General features: G+C 63.1%; 25 protein-coding genes. 17 read left to right on the top strand and 8 right to left on the bottom strand.

From position 1 onward, the window contains the following. Positions 1–33: 33 nt before the first annotated feature. The 16 genes from AC1MHZ_RS01705 to AC1MHZ_RS01630 all read left to right on the top strand — a co-directional run bounded on the left by AC1MHZ_RS01705 (position 34) and on the right by AC1MHZ_RS01630 (position 14,782). Positions 34–1,452 carry an FAD-dependent oxidoreductase gene (locus AC1MHZ_RS01705; protein ID WP_196144082.1) on the top strand — a complete coding sequence of 473 codons (1,419 nt, stop codon included), beginning with the start codon at positions 34–36 and terminating at the stop codon, positions 1,450–1,452. Positions 1,453–1,682: 230 nt separating this feature from the next. Next, the gene (hemE, locus tag AC1MHZ_RS01700) at positions 1,683–2,747 is read left to right on the top strand and encodes a uroporphyrinogen decarboxylase (RefSeq protein ID WP_084853850.1); all 1,065 of its coding nucleotides are present in this window, start codon (positions 1,683–1,685) and stop codon (positions 2,745–2,747) included. Between the two features lie 347 nt (positions 2,748–3,094). Beyond that, positions 3,095–4,516 (top strand): N-acetylglucosamine-binding protein GbpA, encoded by a 1,422-nt coding sequence (gene gbpA, locus AC1MHZ_RS01695; RefSeq protein WP_253249292.1) that lies wholly within the window; start codon positions 3,095–3,097, stop codon positions 4,514–4,516. Positions 4,517–4,569: 53 nt separating this feature from the next. Further along, positions 4,570–5,082, top strand: a complete 513-nt coding sequence (locus AC1MHZ_RS01690; protein WP_084853852.1) for a cytochrome b — start codon at positions 4,570–4,572, stop codon at positions 5,080–5,082. Positions 5,083–5,099: 17 nt separating this feature from the next. After that, the gene (locus tag AC1MHZ_RS01685; protein ID WP_482965959.1) at positions 5,100–5,585 is read left to right on the top strand and encodes a type II secretion system protein N; all 486 of its coding nucleotides are present in this window, start codon (positions 5,100–5,102) and stop codon (positions 5,583–5,585) included. Continuing rightward, entirely contained in the window at positions 5,582–7,423 is a 1,842-nt protein-coding gene (gene gspD / locus AC1MHZ_RS01680; RefSeq protein WP_084853855.1) for a type II secretion system secretin GspD, read from the top strand. The genes AC1MHZ_RS01685 and gspD overlap by 4 nt, the downstream gene beginning before the upstream one ends. Beyond that, positions 7,420–8,883, top strand: coding sequence for a type II secretion system ATPase GspE (gene gspE / locus AC1MHZ_RS01675; protein ID WP_324817451.1), 1,464 nt, complete (start codon positions 7,420–7,422; stop codon positions 8,881–8,883). The genes gspD and gspE overlap by 4 nt, the downstream gene beginning before the upstream one ends. Position 8,884: 1 nt before the next feature. Beyond that, on the top strand, positions 8,885–10,090 hold the full coding sequence (gspF, locus tag AC1MHZ_RS01670; protein WP_482965958.1) for a type II secretion system inner membrane protein GspF: 1,206 nt from the start codon (positions 8,885–8,887) through the stop codon (positions 10,088–10,090). Between the two features lies 1 nt (position 10,091). Beyond that, on the top strand, positions 10,092–10,538 hold the full coding sequence (gene gspG, locus AC1MHZ_RS01665; RefSeq protein WP_324817445.1) for a type II secretion system major pseudopilin GspG: 447 nt from the start codon (positions 10,092–10,094) through the stop codon (positions 10,536–10,538). Then, positions 10,535–10,999, top strand: a complete 465-nt coding sequence (gene gspH, locus AC1MHZ_RS01660) for a type II secretion system minor pseudopilin GspH (protein ID WP_482965957.1) — start codon at positions 10,535–10,537, stop codon at positions 10,997–10,999. Before gspG ends, gspH begins: the two co-directional genes overlap by 4 nt. Continuing rightward, the gene (gene gspI, locus AC1MHZ_RS01655; RefSeq protein WP_482965956.1) at positions 10,977–11,360 is read left to right on the top strand and encodes a type II secretion system minor pseudopilin GspI; all 384 of its coding nucleotides are present in this window, start codon (positions 10,977–10,979) and stop codon (positions 11,358–11,360) included. Before gspH ends, gspI begins: the two co-directional genes overlap by 23 nt. Beyond that, positions 11,347–11,940 (top strand): type II secretion system minor pseudopilin GspJ, encoded by a 594-nt coding sequence (gene gspJ, locus AC1MHZ_RS01650; RefSeq protein ID WP_482965955.1) that lies wholly within the window; start codon positions 11,347–11,349, stop codon positions 11,938–11,940. Before gspI ends, gspJ begins: the two co-directional genes overlap by 14 nt. Continuing rightward, positions 11,937–12,794, top strand: coding sequence for a type II secretion system minor pseudopilin (locus tag AC1MHZ_RS01645; RefSeq protein WP_482965954.1), 858 nt, complete (start codon positions 11,937–11,939; stop codon positions 12,792–12,794). The genes gspJ and AC1MHZ_RS01645 overlap by 4 nt, the downstream gene beginning before the upstream one ends. Continuing rightward, positions 12,787–13,896: a type II secretion system protein GspL gene (gspL, locus tag AC1MHZ_RS01640; RefSeq protein ID WP_084853868.1), complete on the top strand. Its 1,110-nt coding sequence runs from the start codon at positions 12,787–12,789 to the stop codon at positions 13,894–13,896. The genes AC1MHZ_RS01645 and gspL overlap by 8 nt, the downstream gene beginning before the upstream one ends. After that, positions 13,893–14,363 (top strand): type II secretion system protein GspM, encoded by a 471-nt coding sequence (locus AC1MHZ_RS01635; protein ID WP_084853870.1) that lies wholly within the window; start codon positions 13,893–13,895, stop codon positions 14,361–14,363. Before gspL ends, AC1MHZ_RS01635 begins: the two co-directional genes overlap by 4 nt. Before the next feature lie 71 nt (positions 14,364–14,434). Then, the gene (locus tag AC1MHZ_RS01630) at positions 14,435–14,782 is read left to right on the top strand and encodes a YgiW/YdeI family stress tolerance OB fold protein (RefSeq protein ID WP_324817429.1); all 348 of its coding nucleotides are present in this window, start codon (positions 14,435–14,437) and stop codon (positions 14,780–14,782) included. A 158-nt stretch (positions 14,783–14,940) separates the two neighbouring features. Here the strand turns inward: AC1MHZ_RS01630 and AC1MHZ_RS01625 are convergent, their stop codons facing one another. The 3 genes from AC1MHZ_RS01625 to AC1MHZ_RS01615 form a co-directional block, all read right to left on the bottom strand. Next, the gene (locus AC1MHZ_RS01625) at positions 14,941–15,615 is read right to left on the bottom strand and encodes a retron system putative HNH endonuclease (protein ID WP_482965953.1); all 675 of its coding nucleotides are present in this window, start codon (positions 15,613–15,615) and stop codon (positions 14,941–14,943) included. Beyond that, positions 15,612–16,883: an AAA family ATPase gene (locus tag AC1MHZ_RS01620; protein ID WP_482965952.1), complete on the bottom strand. Its 1,272-nt coding sequence runs from the start codon at positions 16,881–16,883 to the stop codon at positions 15,612–15,614. Before AC1MHZ_RS01620 ends, AC1MHZ_RS01625 begins: the two co-directional genes overlap by 4 nt. Positions 16,884–17,133: 250 nt before the next feature. Next, positions 17,134–18,357, bottom strand: coding sequence for an MFS transporter (locus AC1MHZ_RS01615; protein WP_482966033.1), 1,224 nt, complete (start codon positions 18,355–18,357; stop codon positions 17,134–17,136). Positions 18,358–18,505: 148 nt separating this feature from the next. Between AC1MHZ_RS01615 and AC1MHZ_RS01610 the strand changes: the two genes are divergently transcribed. Beyond that, entirely contained in the window at positions 18,506–19,387 is an 882-nt protein-coding gene (locus AC1MHZ_RS01610; protein ID WP_084853875.1) for a LysR family transcriptional regulator, read from the top strand. Between the two features lie 38 nt (positions 19,388–19,425). Here AC1MHZ_RS01610 and AC1MHZ_RS01605 read toward each other — a convergent pair whose 3' ends face one another. Genes AC1MHZ_RS01605 through AC1MHZ_RS01585 form a run of 5 tightly spaced genes read right to left on the bottom strand, consistent with a single transcriptional unit; the run spans position 19,426 to position 23,524 of the window. After that, a complete protein-coding gene (locus AC1MHZ_RS01605) occupies positions 19,426–20,661 on the bottom strand; it encodes a beta-ketoacyl-ACP synthase (protein ID WP_465001524.1) in 1,236 nt (411 codons plus the stop codon). Continuing rightward, positions 20,661–21,389, bottom strand: a complete 729-nt coding sequence (gene fabG, locus AC1MHZ_RS01600) for a 3-oxoacyl-ACP reductase FabG (protein WP_084853878.1) — start codon at positions 21,387–21,389, stop codon at positions 20,661–20,663. Before fabG ends, AC1MHZ_RS01605 begins: the two co-directional genes overlap by 1 nt. Next, a complete protein-coding gene (locus AC1MHZ_RS01595; protein ID WP_324817096.1) occupies positions 21,382–21,852 on the bottom strand; it encodes a hotdog family protein in 471 nt (156 codons plus the stop codon). Before AC1MHZ_RS01595 ends, fabG begins: the two co-directional genes overlap by 8 nt. Then, on the bottom strand, positions 21,849–23,042 hold the full coding sequence (locus AC1MHZ_RS01590; protein WP_416767278.1) for a beta-ketoacyl-[acyl-carrier-protein] synthase family protein: 1,194 nt from the start codon (positions 23,040–23,042) through the stop codon (positions 21,849–21,851). Before AC1MHZ_RS01590 ends, AC1MHZ_RS01595 begins: the two co-directional genes overlap by 4 nt. After that, positions 23,039–23,524 (bottom strand): hypothetical protein, encoded by a 486-nt coding sequence (locus AC1MHZ_RS01585; RefSeq protein WP_324817102.1) that lies wholly within the window; start codon positions 23,522–23,524, stop codon positions 23,039–23,041. The genes AC1MHZ_RS01590 and AC1MHZ_RS01585 overlap by 4 nt, the downstream gene beginning before the upstream one ends. Between the last annotated feature and the right edge of the window lies 1 nt (position 23,525).

The raw sequence follows: 23,525 nt of genomic DNA, 5'->3' as shown, positions 1-23,525 counted from the left end.
AGGCCAGCAACTGCGGTATAGAGGTTTTGAAAAATGGCTGAACGTCTGAACAACGACTTCCAGTTCATCGAAGTAGGGCGCAAGGACCCCAAGAAGAAGCTCCTGCGCCAGCGCAAGAAGGAGTTCGTGGAAATCTACGAACCCTTCAAACCGCAACAGTCCGTGGAGCAGGCACACCGCTGCCTGGGCTGCGGCAACCCGTATTGCGAGTGGAAGTGCCCGGTGCACAACTTCATCCCCAACTGGCTGAAGCTGGTGTCCGAAGGCAACATCCTCGCGGCGGCAGAACTTTCGCACCAGACCAACACCCTGCCGGAAGTGTGCGGCCGCGTGTGCCCGCAGGACCGTCTCTGCGAAGGTGCCTGTACGCTGAACGACGGTTTTGGCGCAGTGACCATCGGCTCGGTGGAGAAGTACATCACCGATACCGCCTTCGCCATGGGCTGGCGCCCGGACATGTCCAAGGTCAAGCCGACCGGCAAGCGCGTCGCGATCATCGGCGCGGGCCCAGCGGGCCTGGGGTGTGCCGACGTGCTGGTGCGTGCCGGCGTGACCCCGGTGGTGTTCGACCGCAACCCAGAGATCGGCGGCCTGCTGACCTTCGGCATCCCCGAGTTCAAGCTGGAAAAGACCGTGCTCAGCAATCGCCGCGAAGTCTTCACCGGCATGGGCATCGAGTTCCGCCTGAACACCGAGGTGGGCAAGGACATCACCATGGAGCAGCTGCTCGCCGATTACGACGCGGTGTTCATGGGCATGGGCACCTACACCTACATGAAGGGCGGCTTCCCCGGCGAAGACCTGCCAGGTGTGCATGACGCCCTGGACTTCCTGATCGCCAACGTCAACCGCAACCTGGGCTTCGAGAAGTCGCCGGAAGACTTCGTCGACATGCAGGGCAAGAAGGTCGTGGTGCTTGGTGGTGGCGACACCGCGATGGACTGCAACCGCACGTCGATCCGCCAGGGCGCCAAGTCGGTGACCTGTGCCTATCGTCGTGACGAAGCCAACATGCCGGGTTCGCGCCGCGAGGTGAAGAACGCCAAGGAAGAGGGCGTGAAGTTCCTCTACAACCGTCAGCCCATCGCCATCGTCGGCGAGGACAAGGTCGAAGGTGTGAAGGTGGTCGAGACCCGTCTCGGCGAGCCGGACGCCCGTGGCCGCCGCAGCCCCGAGCCGATCCCGGGCTCCGAGGAGATCCTGCCGGCCGATGCCGTGGTGATCGCCTTCGGCTTCCGCCCGAGCCCGGCGCCGTGGTTCGAGCAGCATGGTATCCAGCTGGACAGCCAAGGCCGCGTGGTGGCGCCGGAGAAGGGCAAGTTCAAGCACCAGACCAGCAACCCGAAAGTGTTCGCCGGTGGTGACATGGTGCGCGGTTCGGATCTGGTGGTTACTGCCATCTTCGAAGGGCGTACGGCCGCTGAAGGTATCTTGGACTACCTGGAAGTCTGATCCATTGTTGGGGGCCGCTGTGCGGCCCTTTCGCGGCGCAAGGCCGCTCCTACAGGATATGCGCGATCCCCCTGTAGGAGCGGCCTTGCGCCGTGAAAGGGCTGCAAAGCAGCCCCCTCTATGCATTTTGTATACAAAAACCATTGATCCACGGCATCCAATAGACAAACAGCCGTGCCTTTTCTCTGTACGTCTGAGAAAATGCCCGCACTTTTTTGCTGGATGCCGACATGACTGCCCTGAAGAACGATCGTTTCCTGCGTGCACTGCTCAAGCAACCCGTAGACGTCACCCCGGTCTGGATGATGCGCCAGGCTGGCCGCTACCTTCCGGAATACCGCGCCAGCCGTGCCAAGGCCGGTGATTTCATGAGCTTGTGCATGAACCCGCAGTTCGCCTGCGAGGTCACCCTGCAGCCGCTGGACCGCTACCCGCTGGATGCGGCGATTCTCTTCTCGGACATCCTCACCATCCCCGACGCCATGGGCCAGGGCCTGTACTTCGAAACCGGCGAAGGCCCGCGTTTCAAGAAGGTCGTCAGCACCCTGGCCGACATCGAGGCGCTGCCGGTTCCCGACCCGCAGAAGGACCTGGGCTATGTGATGGACGCCGTCAGCACCATCCGCCGCGAGCTCAACGGCCGCGTGCCGCTGATCGGCTTCTCCGGCAGCCCCTGGACCCTGGCCACTTACATGGTCGAAGGCGGTTCCTCCAAGGACTTCCGCAAGACCAAGGCCATGCTCTACGACAACCCCCAGGCGATGCACCTGCTGCTGGACAAGCTGGCCCAGTCGGTCACCCGCTACCTCAATGGCCAGATCCAGGCCGGTGCCCAGGCGGTGCAGATCTTCGATACCTGGGGCGGCAACCTGTCGGCGGCGGCCTACCAGGAATTCTCCCTGGCCTACATGCGCAAGATCGTCAGCGGCCTGATTCGCGAACACGATGGGCGCAAGGTGCCGGTGATCCTGTTCACCAAGAACGGCGGCATCTGGCTGGAAAGCATCGCCGAAGCCGGCGCCGATGCCCTGGGCCTGGACTGGACCTGCGAAATCGGCGATGCCCGTCGCCGTGTGGGCGACAAGGTCGCGCTGCAAGGCAACATGGACCCGACCGTGCTGTACGCCAAGCCCGAGGCCATTCGCCAGGAAGTGGCGCGGATTCTCGAAAGCTACGGGCATGGCAGCGGCCATGTGTTCAACCTGGGGCACGGCATTACCCCGGAAGTGGACCCGGAGCATGCTGGTGTGTTCATCAATGCAGTGCATGAATTGTCGGCGCGGTATCACGGCTGAGCCGAAGGGAAGGGTTCTCCTGCAATAGGGGAACCCACCTATTAAAGAGCTACCGCTTCAATACGTTATATTGACCTCGCGAGTTCACTATTGCCGCACTTATTTGGTGCGTGGGTGAACAAAATTATTTTTTGTTAATAAAAATTACTCTGATTAATTGGTGTGGTTATACCTACTAATCTTGCGAGGTATGTAGAACTTTCCTACATAAAGAGCTCCGATGACGTAGTTAGATTGCGATCGTCACGTGCGCCGGTCTTACTGGGTGCTTACTGGCTATTAGAGTCTAATAATTTCTTCGGAGTTTTCTTGTGACTACCAGAAGTGTAATGTGTAAAGGGTTTGCCTTGAGCGGCCTTTGGGTCGCGGTCCTTGGTGCGGGCCTGCATGCGCAGGTGGTAAATGCGCATGGACATCTTGCTGACCCACCTTCTCGCGCTGCGCTCTGCCATGCGAAGTATCAACATCAGAACGTCGATTGTGGACAAGTCCAATACGAGCCTTGGGCTGTCGGTGAGGTTGTCGGGAGCTTCCCTGGCGCAGGTCCTGCCGATGGGGTAATTGCAAGTGGTGGCGTTCGCCTCGACTTCGCAGCGCTTGACGAACAGTCCGCCAACCGTTGGCACCTGACGCCGATTGTCGACCGCAATGTTCAGTTTGCTTGGCACTACGAAGCTCCACATCCTGTGAAGAACTGGGAGTACTTCATTACCAAGGCAGATTGGAATCCTAACCAGAAATTGACGCGGGCCTCGTTCGACTCGACTCCGTTCTGCAGAGTTGAGGGACATAATCAGATACCTAACCCAGGGACAGGCACCAACCCAACGCATAGTTGCACCTTGCCTGCAGACCGGTCGGGGCAGCATGTCATTCTGGCTATGTGGGACGTTGGGGATACAGACAAAACCTTCCATAGCGTTGCTGATGTCGATATCCAACTCGATGGCGGTCCTGCCCCGGAATGGCCTCGCCTGGCAGAAATCTCGCCAAACCGCGATCTCGAAGTTGGAGACAAAGTCATTGCCCGTGCATTTGACGCCAACGGCGAGAACCAGGCATTCAGGGTGACCATCACAATCGATAATGCTGAAGAAGCGATTGGCGCCAACTGGGCCTTCAAGCTCGCTAAGCGGATCAACGAAACCCAGACGCTGGTGCGTGCCGGCAAGCTGGACGCCGAGGGCAATATCGAGCCTGTGCCAGGTTCCAATACCATCTTCGCCAAAGTGGAGAGTGGTCTGACCAACTATATCGTTGACATCGAGGCCGCTGCGGGCGACCCAGCCACCATGCACCTGCATGACGTCAAGCCTGAATACACGCTTAAAGACGGCAAGACCACGATGGACTTCAGCGTAATGAGCAACAAGGCGCTGAAGGTCAAGGCCCAGCTGTTCGATGCCAACAACAAGCAAGTCGGCTTTGCTCAACAAGCGGTCAACGGCACTGCCAAGTTCGTGTTGAATGTCGAGAGCGTCGAAGGTGCGCATACTCTCAAGGTCGTAGGTGTGGACAAGGGCGAGCGCGTGTTGCTGCAGGAAGAGCGCACTGTTGAGCTGAAGGCCGCAGGCAACGTGGAATACGACTTCGAATACCCGCAGTCCATCAGCAGCTACGTAGCTGGCACCAAAGTGCTGCAGCGCAAGACCGGAGAAGTCTTCGAGTGCAAGCCATTCCCTTACAGCGGCTGGTGCAGCAACCCTAGCGCTATCCATTACGAGCCCGGTTTCGGAAGCAACTGGTCCGACGCTTGGAACAAGCTCTAACGGATTGAACCGGGTACCCGTTAACGGGTACTCGGTTTCCTATCGGTATTTTTATGCAAGTGCAAAAGTATTGCTGGCAGCAGATCCTCCTGCACTGGATCTCTGCCCTGGTCATCATCTGGGTGCTAATCAGTGGCTTCTATGTCGCGCACATGGATGTCGCCACCACCACATTCCATGCCGTTGCGTTCTTCAATGTCGCCCTGACCACGCTGTTCATCCCGGTCTTCTTGCTGCGTTGGCTGGTGCGTTTGGTCAAGCCCGCGCCCAAGAGCCTGCATGACGACCCGCGCAATCGCCGCATCGTCCATGTCGTGCATGAAGCCCTGTACTGGACCATCGCCACCGTCCTGTTGTCCGGTGTGCTGATGATGGACCGCGACATCGATGTCTTCGGCTGGTTCGCCATCGCGCCGGTGCTGAGCGACCCGTTCTGGCACGGTGTCTGGTTCAACATCCACATTGCATCCTGCCTGCTGTTGGCGCTGGGCGTGGCGATGCATATCGCCGCGGTGGTGCTGCATGAGCTGTCCGGGCGGCGAGTACTTCGGCGGATGCTGCCCTGAATCCGATGAAGCTTTCCGTGCACCTGCCCTGGGCTGCGATGGTGCTGGCCACAGGGGCCCTGCTGATATGGCGTGATGCGGCCAACCCGGTGGTGGCAGACGCTGCCGCCCCGGCCGTGCCCGTGGCCCCTGCGTCGGCTGCGCAAAAGCCATTGCCTGTGGCCACCCTGGCCCTGGCGTTCGGCTTCCAGGCACCCGGCCAGCCCCAGTCGAGCCGGTCGGACATCACCCTCAAGGCCACGTTCGTTTCCAGCCAGGGCGATGCCCGCGCGCTGGTCAAAAGCGCCAACGGCGATGCCATCTATCGGGTCGGCGACCGCCTGCCGGGCGGCGGTGTGCTGCGGCGTATCGACGTGCGCTCCATCGTGCTCTGGGTCGGTGGCCGCGAAGAAGCCGTGTCGCTGTCGACCAGCAGTTCTCCTGTATTCCAAGCGACCGCTAGCGCCAAGGGTGCTGCTTCGGTTTCCCCTTCTTCACCCCGCCTGTTGCGGGAGGTGCAATGACTTTCAAGCGATACCTGCGCGCCGCCTCTCTCGGCGCCTGCCTTACCCTGACCTGTTCCCTGGCGCTGGCTGACGAGCCTACCTGGCAGCTGGCGATGAGCGATGCCGACGTGCGCGATGTGGTACGCGAAGTGGGGGCGATACTCGACCAGACGATCATCCTGGACCCGCGCGTACAGGGGCGGATCACTGTCCTGTCCAGCGAGGCGCTCGATCGTGAAGGTATACGCCGGCTGTTCTATTCGGTGCTCAACGCCCAGGGCTTCGCCGCAGTGAACGACGGTGACCGGCTGTTGGTGCTGCCGGCCAGCGAAGCCAAGGCCTGGGCCAACCAGCAGGTCGAGGCCATCCCGGCAGCATTCACGACACGCGTGCTGCCCTTGTCCGGCAGTACCGCATCGGACCTGGCAGGGCTGCTGCGCCCGTTGGTTTCCAGCAATGGCTATATCGGCCCTTCCAGTTCGGCCAATGCCTTGGTGGTCACCGACTCGGCTGCCAATCTGGACCGCCTGGAAGACCTGGTGCTGCAGCTCGACAGCGGCCAGCGGCATGACTATGAACTGGTGACCCTACACAAGGCCCAGGCCAGCGACGTGCTGGCCGTGGTGGAAGGAGCCGCCGGTGGTCCGGAGAGCGGCGTGCGGGTGCTGGCCGACCTGCCAGGCAACCGCCTGCTCATCCTCGGGCCCGCCAAGTCGCGTCAGCGCCTGGCGCAGTTGAGCCGCTCGCTGGATGTCCCTGCGCCTACCGCCTCGCAGAACTGGCGTGTGGTCCGCTTGCAGCACAGCAATGCCGAGCAGTTGGCTGAAGTATTGGGTGATGTAGGCAAGCGCCTGGACGGCAAGCCGACCGGTGACGGCCTTGGCGAGACGCTCAACGGTGAAGCCATGGTCAAGGCCGATGCCAACCAGAACGCCTTGGTGCTGTTGGGCGAACCCCAGACCCTGGGCAGCGTCGAGCAGATCATCGAACAACTGGACCAACCACGGGCCCAGGTGTTGATCCATGCGGCCATCGTCGAAGTCAGCGGTGACATCAACGAGGCCCTCGGCCTGCAATGGGGCATCGACAAGGGCGGCCTGAAGGGTGGCATCACCTTCCCGGACAGCGGCGCTTCGCTGGCCGATCTGCTCGGCGAGGGCAAGTCCATCCCGGCGGGCGCTGCCGTGGCCATCGGCTCGGATCGCTTCGGCCTGCTGGTGTCGGCCCTGGCCAGCAATACCCGCAGCAACCTGCTGTCCACCCCCAGTCTGCTGACCCTCGACAACCAGGAAGCGCAGATCCTCGTCGGCCAGAACGTGCCGTTCAAGACCGGCTCTTATACCACCACCGGCAGTGGCGCGGACAACCCGTTCACCACCGTCGAGCGCAAGGACATCGGTATCAGCCTGAAGGTACGTCCGCACATCAACGAAGGCCGGACCTTGCGCCTCGAGGTCGAACAGGAAAGCTCGGAGCTCGCCCCCAGCACGCTGGAAAACGACCTGATCACCAACAAGCGCACGCTCAAGAGCACCATCCTCGCCGCGGATGGCGAGATCATCGTGATCGGTGGCCTGATCAAGGACAGCGTACGGAAAGAGCAGCGTGGTGTACCGTTGCTCAGCCGCATTCCCTGGGTGGGTGGCCTGTTCCGCTGGAACCGGGATGTCCAGGAAAAGACCAACCTGATGGTCTTCCTGCGCCCCACCATCCTGCGTAGCCAGGCCGAGCTGGTCCAGGCAGGACGACGCGCCTACGAAAACGTTCGTGCAGTGGACGACTCGGTGCTGCCGGAGGACGCCCAGAAGCTGTTCGAGGCCCAGCGCCTGCCTGACAACCAAGGCGGCCGTCGATGACTGCCAGCCTGCCGTTCAGCTTCGCCCGGCGCCACGGCATCCTGCTCGACCAGCAGGCGGACGAACCTGCCTTGCTGATGCGCGAGGATGCATCGCTGGCCGCCATGGCCGAGGCCTGCCGCTTGGTGGGCAGTGCCTGGCCGCTGCGCCAGGTGGATGACGCCTGCTTTGCCGAGCGCCTGGCCAGCTGCTATGGCGGCAGCCAGGACGCGGCGCAGGCGGTGGTCCAGGGCCTGGACCAGGAAATCGACCTATCCCGCCTGGCCGAAGCCTTGCCGCAGACCTGCGACCTGCTCGACCAACAGGACGATGCGCCGATCATTCGCCTGCTCAATGCCCTGCTCAGCGAGGCCGTCCGCTCCAGGGCTTCGGATATCCACCTGGAAACCTTCGAGCAGCAGCTGCGGGTGCGCATGCGTATCGATGGCGTGATGCGCGAAGTGCTGGCGCCGCCGCGGGAGCTTTCCGCCTTGCTGGTTTCCCGTATCAAGGTCATGGCGCGCCTGGACATTGCCGAGAAACGCGTGCCCCAGGATGGCCGGATCAGCCTGCGCCTGGCCGGTCATGAGGTCGATGTGCGGGTCTCGACCTTGCCGGCGGCCCATGGTGAACGGGTGGTACTGCGCCTGCTGGACAAGCAGGCGGTGCGCCTGGATATCGACCATATGCAAATGGCAGGTTCGGTGCGCACGGGCTTCTTGCGCATGCTGGAAAAACCCCACGGTATCTTCCTGGTCACCGGCCCTACCGGCTCCGGCAAGACCACCACGCTGTACACGGCGCTGTCCTACCTCAACCAGGTATCGCGCAACATCCTCACGGTGGAAGACCCGATCGAATACCACCTGCCCGGCATCGGCCAGACCCAGGTCAACACCAAGGTCGACATGACCTTCGCCCGGGGCCTGCGCGCCATCCTGCGCCAGGACCCGGACGTGGTCATGGTCGGCGAGATCCGCGACCGGGAAACCGCCGACATCGCCGTCCAGGCCTCGCTGACCGGGCACCTGGTGCTATCCACCCTGCACACCAACAGCGCGTTGGGCGCCATCACGCGCCTGGCGGACATGGGCATCGACACCTGCCTGCTCGCCTCGTCGCTGGCCGGGGTCATGGCCCAGCGCCTGGTGCGCAGGCTCTGCCCGCACTGCAAGGTCGCCTGCGAGGTGGACGATGCCATTGCCAGCGCGCTGGGGCACCCCGCCGAACGGCCAGCGGTGGTCTACAAGGCCCAAGGGTGTGGCGAATGCCAGCAGGGTTACAGCGGCCGACTGGCCTTGCATGAAATGGTGGTGGTCGAGCCGCCGCTGGCGCAGGCGATCCATACGCGCGCGTCCCAGGCACAGATGCTGGAGCTGATCCGCCAGGACACGCCGAGCCTGTTCCAACATGGCGTCGAGCGTATCCGCCAAGGGCAGACCAGCGTGGAAGAACTGCTACGCGTGACGGGGCACGACTGACATGGCGTTGTTTCGCTACCAGGCTCAGGACGCCCGCGGCGCCCGCCAACGGGGCACACTGGAAGCGCCGGGTGCGCGCCAGGCCCGGCAGGCCCTGCGCGACCAGGGGCTGCTGGTGCTGCAGGTCGAACCTGTACGGGAATCGCCGCTCAATGGCTTGCTGACGCGCAACCACCTGAGCCTTGCCCGGCGCTCGCTGCTGACCCGGCAACTGGCGACCTTGCTGCATGCGGGCGTGCCGCTGACCGAAGCCTTGCAGGCCGTCGCTGCGCAAACCACTCAACGCCAGGTGCGGCAGGTGCTGCGCGGCGTGGCTGAGCGCGTCGCCGAAGGCCACGCCCTGGCGCAAGCGCTTGGGGCTTATCCACAGGCGTTTCCCATGGTCTACCGGGCCACCGTCGCTGCGGCAGAACGCTCGGGGCACCTGGCCGGGGTACTCGACCGCCTGGCCGAACATGGCGAGAACCAGCAGGCCCTGCGCCAGAAAGTCCAGCTGGCGATGGTGTACCCGGTGATCCTGCTGGTGGTCTCGTTGCTGGTGGTGGGCTTCCTGCTGGGCTATGTGGTGCCGGATGTCGTGCAGGCGTTCTCCCGGGACCAGGCCCAACTACCCATGGCGACTCAGGTACTGATTGCGCTCAGCGACGCCACCCACCGCTATGGGGTAGTGGGCGTTGCGGCCCTGGCGGCAGCGGCTGCGGCGGTGTATTGGGGCTTGCGTCATCCCGCCCGGCGCCGGAAATGGCAGGGTGTGTCGTTGCGCCTGCCGGCATACGGCGAGTTCGTTCGCGCCAGTGAAGCGGCGCGTTTCATCAGCACCTTGGCGATCCTCGGCCGCAGCGGTGTCGCCCTGGTCGAAGCCATGCACATCGGGGCCGGTGTCATCGGCAACCTGGTATTGCGCGAGCGCTTGCTGCAAGCCGCCCGCGAGCTTGGCGAAGGCGCCACGCTGGCCAACTGCCTGGCGCGCAGCGAGACCTTGCCGCCCCTGATGCTGCACATGATCGCCAGCGGCGAGCGCGCCGGTGAGCTGGACACGATGCTCGAACGTGCCGCCGACCTTCAAGGCAAGCAGCTGGCGGGGCGGATATCCCTGCTGGTGAGCCTTTGCGAACCCCTGATGCTGCTGGTGATGGGCGGCATCGTGTTGTTCATCGTGCTCGCCATCCTGTTGCCGATCCTCAACCTCAACCAACTGGTCAATTGATATGTCCATTCGTTCCGCGCGCCGCACACAACGCGGCTTCACCCTTATCGAAATCATGGTGGTGGTCATCATCCTTGGCGTGCTGGGCGCGCTGGTGCTGCCCAATGTGATGAGCCGTCCGGACCACGCCAAGCTCACTGCGGCCCGTACCGACATCCAGTCGATTTCCACCGCCCTGGAAATCTACCGGCTGGACAACGGCCGCTACCCAAGCACTGCCCAGGGTCTCGACGCCCTGGTCAAACGTCCCACCGTGGCGCCGTTGCCGCGTCAGTGGAATGCCCAGGGCTACCTCAAGAGCACGCCTACCGACCCGTGGGGCTCGCCTTACCAGTACACGAGCCCCGGTACGCATTCGAGCCAGGGTTACGACCTTTATTCCCTGGGCGCCGATGGCCAACCAGGTGGCGAGGGCATGGATGCCGATATCGGTAACTGGCTCGAATGACAGGGTGCCGCTCCCGGGGCTTCACCCTGTTGGAACTGCTGGTGGTCATCGCGTTGCTGGGCATCGTCATGGCCATGGCAGGGCTGACGTTCGGGCGTGACCCACAGCGTGTGGCCAGGCAGGAGGCCGGTCTATTCCTGCAGATGCTGCAGCATGCGCGGCAACAGGCGGTGCTGGAGGGGCGTGCACTGGGCATTCGCGTCGACACCCAGGGCTATCGCTTGCTCAAGGCGGCCGGGCAAGGCTGGGAGCCTGCAGGCCCGCCGCGAGCTCTCGAACTGGAGCTGCGCCTGGAGATCGACGGGGTGCCTGTATCGATTTCCCCACGCGGCAACGCACCGCAATTACTGATGTACGGCAACGACGAACACACCCCTTTCTCGTTGTATTTCATGGCGCCGGACAGGCGCCTGGCCAGGGTGTCGAGCGATGGGCTCAATGATCCGAAACTCACGCCGTGAGCGCGGCTTCACCTTGCTGGAGGTCTTGGTTGCGCTGGCGATCTTCGCGGTTCTGGCGGTGGCGGTGAGCTCGGCTACCCGGCATGTCCTGATGCAGTCCCAGGGCTTGCAGGACCGCCTGTTCGCCAGCTGGATCGCCGACAATCACCTGGCCGAACTGCGCCTGCAGCCGACACGTGGCGACGGGCAGCGCCCCATGGAAGTGTCTTTCGACCAACGACGCTGGACAGTGGCTCAAGAGCGCCGTCGCCTGGGGGACCGGGCCCTGGTCGAAGTGGTCGTGCGGGTCGGCCTGGCAGCGGACCGCCAGGTGCTGCACCAGGCCACCGGTTGGCTGGAGGACGTCGATGGGGCGAAGTGATCGTGGCCGCAAGCGTCGTCAGCGGGGCTTCACCTTGATCGAGCTGCTGTTGGCCATTGCCCTATTTGCATTGTTGGCGGTTGGGACCGCGCGCTTGCTCGACGTGTTGGTCCGAGCCGATGGCAAGCGCCAGGAGCAGGCCGAAGACCTGCGCGCCTTGGGCAGGGCGATGAGCCTGATCCAGCGGGATGCGTTGCACGGCTATCTCCCTGCGAGCCTGAAACAGCGTGGTTTTGGCGTCATGCTGGAGCAGCAGCGCATGGCATGGTGGATTGCAGGTGTGCAGGACAGCCAGCCCTTGCCGCGCAGCGAACTGCGGCTGGTCAACTACTGGTTGAAGGATGGCGTGCTATGGCGTCAGCGCCATACGCTGGAGCACGGCCAGAGTGCGCCCCAGCGCTTGCTCGATGGCGTCGTCGAGCTGCGTTGGCGCTTGTATGTGCCGGATGTCGGGTGGCAGGCACATTGGCCGATCGTCCAACGTCGGCCGGCGCCGCCGCAGGCGTTGGAGATCATTCTGTCCACCAAGCGGTTTCAACAGATACGGCGTGTATTTCCCTTGGCCGGGGTCAGCCAATGAAGCGCAGGCGACAAGAGGGGCTGGCCCTGGTCACGGTGCTGTTGATCATGGCGCTGCTGTCGTTGCTGGTCGCCGGCATGCTGCGCAGCCATCAGTTGCTGTTGGGGGGCGTTACCCAGCAAATGGAGGCCACGCGACTGCTGCAGCTGGCCCATGGCGCGGAGCGCAGGATTCTGCTGCAGCTGCGCCAGCAGGTGGGCGAGGTCGTGCAGGTCGCCCACGGCGGTCAGCAATGGGCCCGCGTCCAATCGCTGTCACTGGGTGAGGGGCGGGTTCGCACGCAGCTTTCGGACCTGTCGGCGCGTTTCAACCTGGGGGCATTGCTGGCGGGCAAGACCCCCGACCCGATACTGCTCGAACGCTGGGAGCGCCTCTGCCAGTCGTTGCAGATAGAGCCCCCTGAGCTGGACAACCTGGTCGGGCAGCCGCTGCTGGACCCAACGCAACTTCGCGCGTTGCCGGGCGTGTCCGCCGAGGTGATGGACCGCCTGAGGCCCTGGGTCGTTGCGTTGCCCAAGGAAGCCCGGCTCAACATCAATACCGCCCCGGCACAGGTCTTGGCTGCGCTGGAGGGGCTGTCGCCGGCGGTTGCGCGTCAGTTGGTGGCTGAACGGCCCGAGCAGGGCTACACCCGGGTCGACCAATTCCTGGCCCTGCCACAGGTGGATGGCCTCGGCATCACCAGCCGTGGGCTGACGGTGAGCAGCCAGTGGTTTCGTCTCGAAGTGCAGGTGGAGCTCGGTGGCAGGCGGATGTACCTGTACAGCGACCTGGAAATCGATCTGAACACGCACCGGGTTCGTGTGGTGCGACGTGTGTTTTCTGCAACGCGGGAGCAAATGCCGGATGAGTGACAATTGGTTGTACCTGCTGCCCGCAGGAACAGGGGCGATCGATACGCAGTGGCCTGTGTGGGTGCGAACAGCCGCTGGCCAGCTGCACCGCATCTGCATGGGTGAAGCGGCGTCGATCCTGGGCGGCGCGGCAGTGGTAGTGGTGCCGATGGAAATGGTCGGCAGCTGCGAAGTCGGCCCGCTGCCAGGCCGGCGGCCCAAGCCTGATACCTTGGCCTTCGCCGTCGAGGATCAGCTGGCAGCACCGCTGGAGAGCGTGCACCTGGCCTTCGGCCCTGCGAACGAGCAGGGGCATCGTCGGGGGCTTGTGATTGACCGAGAGGCCATGGACAGCCTGCTGGCCCTGTTGCAGGCACAGGGTATCGAACCGCTTGCCCTGCATGTCGATGCCGACCTGCTGTGTGGCGAACCCGCGTGCGCGTTGTGGGTCGAGGGGCGTTGGTTGATTGGCGGTACCGGGGGGCCACGGTTGGCTGCCGCCCCTCAGGTCGCCGAAGTGCTGGCGCAAAAGCTGCCGGCCATGGCGTGGCTGGCCGAAACGCAACCTGCAGGGCTTGCCCTGCGTACCCAAGCGGTCCCCTGTGCCTTCGATACGCTCAGGCAAGGCCGTGGGCAGGCCATCGACCTGCTTCAGGGCGCCTATCGACGACGCCGTGCGAGCGTGCCCTGGCGTGCCCTGGCGATTGGGGTGGTGATGGCGTTCGCGATGATGTGCGTGGCCGATTACCTGCGTGCAGGCTGGCTGCTGCAGCGTACGGCGCAGCTGCAGGCGGAAAGTCGCCAGGCCTTTCAACGTTGGGCGCCCGGGCAGCCTGTCAGTGCGGATCTCGCCAGCCAGATACGGGCGCTCGAATACCACCCGCAACCGACAACGGCCATAGAAGGGCTGGCGTCGCTCGGCGAGCAGTTGGTCGAAACCGGGAACGTAACCGTTACCCAGGCGACGCTGAGCGCCGCCGAAGGCTGGCGCGTGGAGGTGCTGGCGCAAGGGTTCGAAGACCTCGAGCGCCTTCGCCAACGCGTTCCGGCGGTATCGATGGATCAGGCCCGCCAGGACGAACGGGGTGTGCGGGCCACGCTGACCTGGAGGGCAGCACGATGATGCAATGGCGCGAACATGCCTTGGTGCGCCAATGGCGAGAGATACCGGACGAGCGACGGATGACGATCGTCATCACCCTATGGGCGTTGGCCTTGGTTGCGTTGTGGCAGCTGGCCTGGGTACCAGGCCAGGCACGTCTGCAGCAGGCTGAGCAGGCATTGGCCCGAGAACAAGCGCTGGCCGCCCATCTGCAGCGGGTATCGGCCGGGCCCGCCCGGGCGCAGGAGATCGTCCAGGCGTTGACACCGGCCAGGCTGAGCGAGCGTGCCCAGGCGGCGGGCGTGCGCATCATTGGCCTCGAGATCAGGGCGCAGCAGGTCGAGGTCAGCCTCGAGGGCTCGCCTGCGTTGGTGTTCGCGTGGTTGCATTCGCTGGAGCGCGAGGGTGGTCGCGTGCGGGAGATGCAGCTGCAGGTCATTGGCGAGCAGCTGCAGGCGAGGGTCGGCCTGGAGCTGGAGGAGACGTAAGGCTGATTAAGCTTCGCTTCAGCCTGCTTCGGTAGGCTGTTCCCATCGAAACCGAAACAGGACCTGACACCATGAAAACCCGTTACCTCGCCCTGATCCTCGCTCCGTTGTTCAGCACCGCCGCCCTGGCGGCCGGCTATACCGGCCCCGGCGCCCAGTCGGTGACCACCGTTGCCGCCGCCAACGATGCCGCCGACGACACACCGGTGGTGCTGCAAGGCTTCGTGACCAAGAAGATCAACAACGACGACAAGTACGAGTTCAAGGACAACACCGGCACCATCACCGTCGAGATCGATGACGAAGACCTGCCGCAGACGCCGTTCAACGACAAGACCAAGGTCAAGCTCACCGGCGAGGTGGAGAAGCACTTGATGAGCCGTGAAGTGGATGTGGACATCGTCGAGATCGTCAACTGATCCCTGGCCCATTCGCAGGTGAACCCGCTCCCACAGGCGTCGCTCTGGTCTGAAGGCCGCGCGCGTCCTGTAGGGGGCGGGTTTACCGTGCGGCTCAGGGATACGAGTAGTCATATCGCAGAAAAGTTTTTCATTTCCCTTCCTTGCGTCAAATATTTTTATGGTTCTCCGTAACGATTCCCGGCGTCAGCCTCAGGAAGCAGTTGCTCAGCGAATCTGGCCACCACATGGTCAAACGGGTTCTGCCTGTCCAATGGCAGCGCGCGTATTGTTGTCGCTAGTTGTAAAAGTTCATCATTGCTAACGGTAGCGAGGAAATGTTGGTCGAAAACTTCGGATATGGCATCTGCACGTCGATTATTGAGATAAGGAATATCTAGGGCCAACACCTCGATCATTTTTGCAGCGGCCGAGTCTACTTCTAGGGTCGACTGGATATTTCCATCTAAAAGGTAACGGAAACGCCCCTCGCAATCATCTTCAAGGGGAGAAATGTGTAGGTCTTCATCGAACCAGTTTCCTTTGTGATGACCGCAGTGCAATGGTGTTCCTGGATCAGTTTGACGAATGCACGACGCGTGCAGATTCTCGTAATCAAGCTCAAGCTGTTTGAAAAGCTCTTGAGGTCTGAAGTGTTCGATATGGCTGTCTTCTATTGAGATCCGTCTCCCGCAGTAGCAACATAGGCTTCCTTGCTCATTAAGCAGGCTGAGGTGAAGCTCGCGCTTCTGGGGGTTTTGTAAGGTTGCATAAGTGGGTTGCCAGTTTTCATTCGCTTGCGCCTTCCATGAAGTCAGGCTCGCTGGGGCGTCAGATTTTATGATTCTTTTCATCTTCCCAGAATTTCCTTTCTCCGGATGAGCGCTTCCGCACCTGCGAACTCGGGTAGATCAGGGGCTTTTTCTTTTAATAGTTCTAACTTGCCCTTGGCTAGGTCAAGTTTATTGTCTTCGATCAAAGTAAATAGGTCGGTCAGTAGAACTTGAATGTCTGGATCCCGTTTCTCGACATCCATGACTTCCGAAAGAATGCTGCTAGAGTCCAAGCCGTAGGTTACCCTAGGGTGGGAAGCATCGCCATGATCTAGAACGATGACCTCTTCAGGTTTAAGCGTTCCAATAATCTGCGGTGAGTGACTTGCAGCGATGAATTGGACTTTTGGAAACGCTGCCTTAAGCGCCTTGACAAGGCTGCGTTGCCAAGCAGGGTGCAGATGAATATCTAGCTCATCGATTATTACGATACCATTGGTGGCTATAAGTACGTCTGGACCAAGATGTGGGTTTAACAGGCACATGCGCCTGGCAATATCAGAAAGAAGGGCGACCAAAGCGCGCTGGCCATCACTCAAGTTATTAAATGGCAGTGGCTTATCGTTTTCTAGATCGAGCATCAAACTTCGAAGCGTCATGTCGTAACGTAGCCCAATGGATTGGGGTAACGCGTGTTTGATCGCTTCGTTCAGAAGATCCAACTCATCTTGTTGCAGTTTATCTCGTGTCTCCGACTCGGCAATAGCCTGAAGGCGCTCGAGCGTTTTGCTGATCACCCATCGTTCTAAGTCTTCGATATTGGACGCGGCGTTCCACCAATATTGATACCCCGCCATTCTAGAAGGTTGGTCGGTTGCAGCGGACAATGCTGTGACATTGCCAGGGGCCCATCGGCGATCGGATTTATAGAATGCCAGCACTGGCAAGGTTATGCTGTTGCCTGTATCCAAGTTGGTCAGTGCTTGATCTATGTGCGCTTTGAAGTCGTAATCAGTGTTTACTGATGGATCGCTACGAAGCTTTTCGATTGTCCATTGCGTTGCGCCAAATGCTTCGCCCTTTGCAGTTAAACGCATGGGGTAGCATCTTTCAAATCTTACCTTTCCATTAATTTTGTCCAGCGTAAACCTTACGTCCTCCTCGTCTATAGCCGTATAGTGGGCTAGCGCGGAGTGGCTGACATCTCTTAATGAGGTGGCTATCGCCTTAAGCAACGAGGTTTTGCCGATGCCGTTTACACCGATAATAAGATTGAAATGTGAATTGAAATTGAATTCGGCTGTCTCATGGCAGCGGAAGTTTTCGATCTTCAAGCTATCAAGGCGCATTTTTAAATCCTAACCTCACGGGCTGAAAGGCTAGTGTAACGCGACCTGATATGGAAACCAGCATGAGCATGCATGACGGGTTGTTTCTGACGAAACTTTACTTCGGGTCAATATTGGCCTAACGGACGTCATAGACTTGTCGAGATCGTCCTGATCCCTGGCCCATTCGCGGGTGAACCCGCTCCCACAGGCGTCGCTCTGGTCTGAAGGCCGCGCGCGTCCTGTGGGGCGGGCTTACCCGCGAATGGGTTCAAGCGGTCTTCGGTGGCAACCTGCTCAGGTGCAACGCCACCAGCAACGCCACCGTCAGCAGGCTGCCGATGAACAGGCCGATGCCGTTCCATCCGGCCTGGTGCCAGAACACCCCACCCGCCGTCCCGGCCACGCTGGAGCCTGCGTAATAGCAGAACAGGTACAGCGACGATGCCTGCCCCTTGGCCTTCAACGCCCGGCGCCCGATCCAGCTGCTGGCCACCGAGTGTGCGCCGAAGAAGCCGAAGGTGAACACCAACATGCCCAGGATCACCATCGTGAGCGGGTTGGCCAAGGTCAGCAACAAGCCGCCGGCCATCACCAGGATGCTCGCCCAGAACACTTTGCGCCTACCCAGTTTGTCCGCCAGCGCGCCCACCTGGGCGGAGCTGTAGATGCCCGACAGGTACACCACCGACAGCAGGCCCACCAAGGCCTGGTTCATGTGATAGGGCCCTGCCAGCAGGCGATAGCCGATGTAGTTGAACAAGGTGACGAAGGCGCCCATCAGCAGGAAGGCCTCGAGGAACAGCCAGGGCAGGCCGGCATCACGAAAATGCATGGCGAAGCCGTCCAGCAGGCTGCGAGGGTTCATGGGCTGGGGGCGGAAATTGCGGGATTCGGGCAGCACCTTCCAGAACACCAACGCCGCCACCAGGGCCAGGCCGCCGATGGCCAGCATCGCGGTGTGCCAGCTGACGAAGTCGATCAGCACGCCGCTGATCAGGCGTCCGCTCATGCCGCCGATGGCATTGCCACCGATGTACAGGCCCATGGCCAGGCCGATGTGCTGTGGATGGATTTCTTCGCTCAGGTAGGTCATGGCCACGGCGGCCAGGCCACTCAAGGCCAGCCCCACCAGTGCCCGGGTGGCCAGTACCAGCTCCCAGGTCGGCATCACCGCGCTGGCCAGGGTTGCCAGGGCGGCGCAGAGCAGGGCGCAGACCATGACCGGCTTGCGGCCGATACGGTCGGAAACCGGCCCGGTGACCAGCAGGCCGAAGGCCAGCATGGCCGTGGATACCGAAAGCACCAGGCTGCTCTGCGCGGCGTTGATGGAAAACTCCTGCGACAGCAAGGGCATCATCGGCTGTACGCAATACAACAGGGCGAAGGTGGCGAACCCGCCGCTGAACAGCGCCAGCACGGTCTTGATGAAGGCGGGCGTGCCTTTTTCGATCCAAACGTCGTTCAGGGCAGGCGTGGCAGGCTCGGGCTCGATGGAAAACGGGGCGACGACGGATTTCACGGAAGGTACCTCAGGCGCTGGCCGGTGTTGCGTTGAAAAAAATCATATAGCTGCCTAATGGATACATCCAATATATTGTTCGACCTGTTTAAGACGTTCTGCGACTTGTTTGGGGCCGATCATGGAATTGCGTCACCTGCGGTATTTCATCGCTGTGGCCGAAGAACTGCACTTCGGTCGTGCTGCCCAGCAGTTGGGCATCTCGCAACCGCCATTGAGCCAGCAGATCCAGGCCCTGGAGCAGGAACTGGGCGCGCGCCTGTTCGAGCGCACCAACCGCCGGGTCGAGCTGAGCGAGGCCGGGCGTCTGTTCCTCGACGAAGCGCGCCAGGTCCTGGCCCAGGTGGAAAAGGCCGCGGATGTTGCCCGGCGTGCGCAGTTGGGTGAGCTGGGCGAGATGAAGATCGGCTTCACCTCTTCGGCGCCGTTCACGTCGAGGATCCCCAAGGCACTGCATGCCTTTCGCCAGCGCTTTCCCGCAGTGCACCTGAACCTGCGCGAGATGAGCAGCCGTGACGTGGCCGATGCGGTGTTCGACGAAACCATCGAGGTCGGCCTGATGCGCCCGATGGCATTGCCCGAAGGGCTGGTGGCCACCGAACTGTTCAGCGAGCCGCTGGTAGCGGTGATCCATGCCTCCCATCCCCTGGCCCAGGGCAGCGAACAGGGTGTGTACATGCAGGCCCTGGCCAACGAGCCCTTCGTGTTCTTCCCACGCAGCTACGGCAGCGGGTTGCATGCGCAGTTGCTGAGCCTGGCGCGCCAGGCCGGGTTCAGCCCGCATTTCGCCCAGGAAGCGGGCGAGGCGATGACCATCATCGGCCTGGTGTCGGCGGGGTTGGGCGTGTCGGTGCTGCCGGCGTCGTTCCAGCGCATGCGTATCGATGGCGTGGTGTACCGGACCCTGCTGGATGAGGGCGCGACGACCGCGGTGTGGCTGGTCCAGCGGCAGGCGGCAGGCTCGGCCATGGCCAGGGCGTTTGCCGAATTGTTGACCCGGTAGGGCACTGCTGTTCGCCGCTGCGCTTTAAGTGAACAGTATCAGCCTGTGACCGGCCAGCGCCGGAACACCAACGAGGTGTTCACCCCGCCAAAGGCGAAGTTATTGTTCATCACATACTCATGCTGCATGGCCCGGAACCCGCCGCGCAGGTAGTCCAGCTCGCCGCAACGGGGGTCGATGTGGTCGAGATTCAGGGTATGTGCGTATTGGTCGCGGTTCATCATCTCGATGCTGAACCAGGACTCCAGCGCCCCGCAGGCCCCCAGGGTATGGCCGAGGAAGCTCTTCTGCGAACTGATGGGCATGCGCGGGCCGAACAGCTCATGGGTGGCCAGCGTCTCGGCGATGTCGCCTTGCTCGGTGGCGGTGCCATGGCCATTGACGTAGCCGATGGCCTCGGGCCCAAGGCCGGCGTCTTCCAGCGCCAGCTCCATGGCCCGGCGCATGGTGGCCTGTTCGGGGCGGGTGATGTGCTGGCCGTCGGCGTTGCTGCCGAAACCGACGATCTCGGCATGGATACGGGCGCCCCGAGCCAGGGCGTGCTGCAACTCCTCGAGCACCAGCATGCCGGCGCCTTCGCCCACCACCAGGCCATCCCGTGCACTGTCGTAGGGCCGTGGGGTCAGGGACGGGGTATCGTTCTTCAGGCTGGTGGCGTACAGCGCGTCGAAGACCATGGCCTCGCTGGGGCACAGCTCTTCGGCGCCGCCGGCGAGCATCAGCGGCAGGCGCCCGTACTTGATCGCTTCGTACGCATAGCCGATGCCCTGGCTGCCGCTGGTGCAGGCACTGGAGGTAGGGATCAGGCGCCCGGTGAGGCCGAAGAAGATGCTGATGTTGGCCGCGGTGGTGTGCGGCATCATGCGTACGTAGGAGTTGGCATTCAGGCCATCGGCCTTGGAGTTGAGCAGCATGTTGCCGAAGGCCTTGATCTCTTCGGTGCTGCCGATCGACGAGCCGCAGGCGACCCCCATGCGGCCGTCTCGGATGCTCGGGTCGTCGAGCAGCCCGGCGTCGAGCAGCGCCTGCTCGGCAGCCGCCACTGCCAGGCGGGCCACCCGGCCCATGCTGCGCAGCTGCTTGCGGGTCCAGTGCGTGGGCACCTGGAAGCCGTCCACGGGCCCGGCCAGGCGGGTATTGAGCTCCTCGAAGCGGTCCCATTCGTCCATGCGCCGGATACCGCTGTGGTTGGCGGCGAACTGCGCAGCGATGCTCGTCCAGTCGTTGCCCAGGGCAGTGATGCCGGCCATGCCGGTGACCACGACACGGCGCATCAGCACAGCCCTCCGTTGACCGCCAGGACCTGGCGGGTGATGTAGGCGGCCTCGTCCGACATCAGGAAGTTCACCGCGCCCGCCACTTCCTCGGGCGTGCCCATGCGTTGCGCCGGGATCATCTTCAGCAGCTCCTCCACCGGCACCTGTTCGTCGAGCATGGCGGTATCGATCAGGCCCGGCGCCACGCAGTTGACCGTGATGCGGCGCTTGCCCAGCTCGATGGCCAGCGCCTTCGCCGCACCGATCAGGCCGGCCTTGGAAGCGCTGTAGTTGACCTGGCCACGGTTGCCGATCAGGCCGGACACCGAGGTGATGCAGACGATCCGGCCAGGGGCACGGCGGCGGATCATCGGCATGATCAGCGGGTGCAGCACGTTGTAGAAGCCGTCGAGGTTGGTGCGCATGACGGTATCCCAGTCGTCCTCGGTCAGCGCCGGGAAGGCGCCGTCACGGGTCAGCCCGGCGTTGCACACCACGCCGTAATAGGCACCATGGGCTTCGACATCGGCCTCGAGCGCCGCGACACAGCCGCCTCGGTCGGCCACATCGAACTGCAGGATCCGCGCCTGGCGGCCCAGGGCACGGACTTCGCCGGCGACCGCTTCGGCCTCGTCTCGCGCGCTGCGGCAATGCAGGGCCAGGTCGAAGCCGGCGCGGGCCAGGCGCAGGGCGATGGCGCGCCCGATCCCTCGGCTGGAACCGGTGACCAGGATGGTGTCAGTCATGCTGCGACTCCTCCGGGCCCGCCTCGGCCAGATAGCTGGCGGCTTGCGGCGGGCGGTAGACATTCAGGCGGGCGCTGGCATCTATGCCTTCGCCGCGCAGGTGGCATTCGAACACGCCCATGCCGTTTTCGTCCTCGAGCGAACGCAGGGCATGGATGTGCAACTGCGCACCGGCGGGAAACGCCTCGACATTGCATTCGAACTTGCGCGTGCCGAGCAAAAAGCCCATTTCCACAGGGCGCCCCTGGCGACGCGCCTGGCAGCCGGCATAGGCTGCCACGCTCTGGGCCATCAGTTCCAGGCCAAGCCAGGCGGGCAGGCTGCCGTCGGCCCGGTTGAACTGGCCATCGGGGCGAACCGTCGTGCAGGTGTGGATCTGCTCGTCGTCGCAGCTGTCGATGCGCTCGATGAGGATCATGTCCCCGGCGTGGGGCAGCAGTTCGGCCAAGGGCCAAGTGATCATGGGGCATCTCCGAGAATCAGGCTGACATTGTTGCCACCGAAGGCGAACGAATTGCTCATCAGCCGGCGTGGCCCGTGCGCTGGCAGGCGCTGGCGGCCATCGACCAGGTTCAGGCCCGGCAAGCCCGGGTCGGGCTGGCCATCCCAGCAATGGGGTGGCAACAGGCCCTGCGGGTTGTGCCGGCTCAGGCTCAGCCAGCAGAACGCGGCTTCCAGCGCGCCGGCAGCCCCCAGGGTATGGCCGGTCATGGGCTTGCTGGACGAGCAGGGCAACTGGCCGCCGAACAGGCTGTGCACGGCCAGGCATTCCATGGCGTCGTTGTGCACGGTGGCGGTGCCATGCAAGTTCAGGTAATCGACCTGCCCTGGCGTCAGGCATGCATTGTCCAGTGCTTTGCGCATGGCCTGCAAGGCGCCCTTGCCGCTGGGGTCCGGTGCCGAGATATGGAACGCATCGGAACTGGCGCCGGCGCCGAGCAGGGCGATGCCGTGCCCGTCGGGTGTCGCTTGGCGGGTCATCAGGAACAGGGCAGCCCCTTCGCCGATGTTGATACCGTCGCGGTTGGCCGAGAGCGGGTTGCAGCGCTGCTCACTGACGGCCTCCAGGGCGGTGAAGCCATTGAGCGTCAGGCTGCAGAGGCTGTCCACGCCACCGCACAGCACGGCATCGCACAGGCCCAGGTCGAGCAGGCGCCGTGCGCTGAGCAGCGCGCGGCCGCTGGAGGTGCAAGCGGTGGACAACACGTAGGCAGGCCCTTGCAGGCCCAGCCAGGCTGCCAGGAAGTTCGCCGGCGCGCTGAGTTCCTGCTGGTCGTAGCGGTAGTCGGCTGGGAAGCGGCCCGCCTGGAGGTAATGGGCGATGCCGGTGGTGGCTTCGGCGATCCCCGAGGTGCTGGTGCCCAGCACTACGCCGACCCGTTGCGGGCCGTGGCGCTCGAGGGCTTGCCGGATAGCCGGTTCGATCTGCAAGGCGGCGGCCAGCAGCAGCCGGTTGTTGCGGCTCTGGTGGTCGGGCAGCGGCAGCTCGGGCAGTGGCCCGGTCACGGCACCTACCGGCAGGCCGCGCCCGGGCACCCAGCCGTCCTGCAGCTGCATGCCGGAGCAGTCGCCGGCAAAGAGCCGGCGGGCCACGTCGGCCTGGCCGTGCCCGAGGGCACAGACCAGGCCCAGGGCGTCGAGGAAGGCGGTCATGGTGCGTTCTCGCTGGGCAAGGGGGAAACGTAGTAGCGCAGGCCTTGATCGAGGGCCAGGGTGAAGTCGTCGGCAGTGCGATAGGTGACGCGCCAGCGGCCTGGCAGGCGACGTTGCTGGTCGTGGCCGATGGCCCGGGGATAAAGCCGGGACAGTTGGGTCTCTGGGGTCAGGGCGAACAGCATGGCGGCGAACAGCTCGCGGGCGGCAGGGTTCGGCGGCAGCAGGCCGTCGGCTTGCCACTGCTGGCCTTCGAGCAACTGGCGTGCCTGGGGAGCGCCCAGCAGGTCCAGCAGCGACCAGCGCAGATGGCCGTCTTCACGCTGGATCACCAGCAACCAGTCCTGGCGTTGGCCGCCTTGTTCCTGCTGCACATGGAACTGGCGCGGCAGCTCGAGCGGGGGCAGTTGCTCGGGCAGGGGGGGCTGCCAGGCGCAGGCACCGAGCAGCAACAGCATCATCACGGTCAACAGGTGTTTCATG

The sequence above is a fragment of the Pseudomonas sp. FA-1 genome, assembly GCF_056856075.1.
This window is presented reverse-complemented; position numbering and strand designations above follow the sequence as displayed.

Coding starts and splice junctions, on each gene's coding strand:
- AC1MHZ_RS01590 (WP_416767278.1), bottom strand. CDS start 23,042: ATGACCGCCTTCCTCGACGCCCTGGGCCTGGTCTGTGCCCTCGGGCAC.
- gspG (WP_324817445.1), top strand. CDS start 10,092: ATGTCCATTCGTTCCGCGCGCCGCACACAACGCGGCTTCACCCTTATC.
- AC1MHZ_RS01620 (WP_482965952.1), bottom strand. CDS start 16,883: ATGCGCCTTGATAGCTTGAAGATCGAAAACTTCCGCTGCCATGAGACA.
- gspH (WP_482965957.1), top strand. CDS start 10,535: ATGACAGGGTGCCGCTCCCGGGGCTTCACCCTGTTGGAACTGCTGGTG.
- AC1MHZ_RS01635 (WP_084853870.1), top strand. CDS start 13,893: ATGATGCAATGGCGCGAACATGCCTTGGTGCGCCAATGGCGAGAGATA.
- AC1MHZ_RS01610 (WP_084853875.1), top strand. CDS start 18,506: ATGGAATTGCGTCACCTGCGGTATTTCATCGCTGTGGCCGAAGAACTG.
- AC1MHZ_RS01605 (WP_465001524.1), bottom strand. CDS start 20,661: ATGCGCCGTGTCGTGGTCACCGGCATGGCCGGCATCACTGCCCTGGGC.
- AC1MHZ_RS01585 (WP_324817102.1), bottom strand. CDS start 23,524: ATGAAACACCTGTTGACCGTGATGATGCTGTTGCTGCTCGGTGCCTGC.
- AC1MHZ_RS01625 (WP_482965953.1), bottom strand. CDS start 15,615: ATGAAAAGAATCATAAAATCTGACGCCCCAGCGAGCCTGACTTCATGG.
- AC1MHZ_RS01645 (WP_482965954.1), top strand. CDS start 11,937: ATGAAGCGCAGGCGACAAGAGGGGCTGGCCCTGGTCACGGTGCTGTTG.
- gspJ (WP_482965955.1), top strand. CDS start 11,347: ATGGGGCGAAGTGATCGTGGCCGCAAGCGTCGTCAGCGGGGCTTCACC.
- AC1MHZ_RS01705 (WP_196144082.1), top strand. CDS start 34: ATGGCTGAACGTCTGAACAACGACTTCCAGTTCATCGAAGTAGGGCGC.
- gspD (WP_084853855.1), top strand. CDS start 5,582: ATGACTTTCAAGCGATACCTGCGCGCCGCCTCTCTCGGCGCCTGCCTT.
- AC1MHZ_RS01595 (WP_324817096.1), bottom strand. CDS start 21,852: ATGATCACTTGGCCCTTGGCCGAACTGCTGCCCCACGCCGGGGACATG.
- gspE (WP_324817451.1), top strand. CDS start 7,420: ATGACTGCCAGCCTGCCGTTCAGCTTCGCCCGGCGCCACGGCATCCTG.
- gspI (WP_482965956.1), top strand. CDS start 10,977: ATGATCCGAAACTCACGCCGTGAGCGCGGCTTCACCTTGCTGGAGGTC.
- gspF (WP_482965958.1), top strand. CDS start 8,885: ATGGCGTTGTTTCGCTACCAGGCTCAGGACGCCCGCGGCGCCCGCCAA.
- gspL (WP_084853868.1), top strand. CDS start 12,787: ATGAGTGACAATTGGTTGTACCTGCTGCCCGCAGGAACAGGGGCGATC.
- AC1MHZ_RS01690 (WP_084853852.1), top strand. CDS start 4,570: ATGCAAGTGCAAAAGTATTGCTGGCAGCAGATCCTCCTGCACTGGATC.
- AC1MHZ_RS01630 (WP_324817429.1), top strand. CDS start 14,435: ATGAAAACCCGTTACCTCGCCCTGATCCTCGCTCCGTTGTTCAGCACC.
- fabG (WP_084853878.1), bottom strand. CDS start 21,389: ATGACTGACACCATCCTGGTCACCGGTTCCAGCCGAGGGATCGGGCGC.
- hemE (WP_084853850.1), top strand. CDS start 1,683: ATGACTGCCCTGAAGAACGATCGTTTCCTGCGTGCACTGCTCAAGCAA.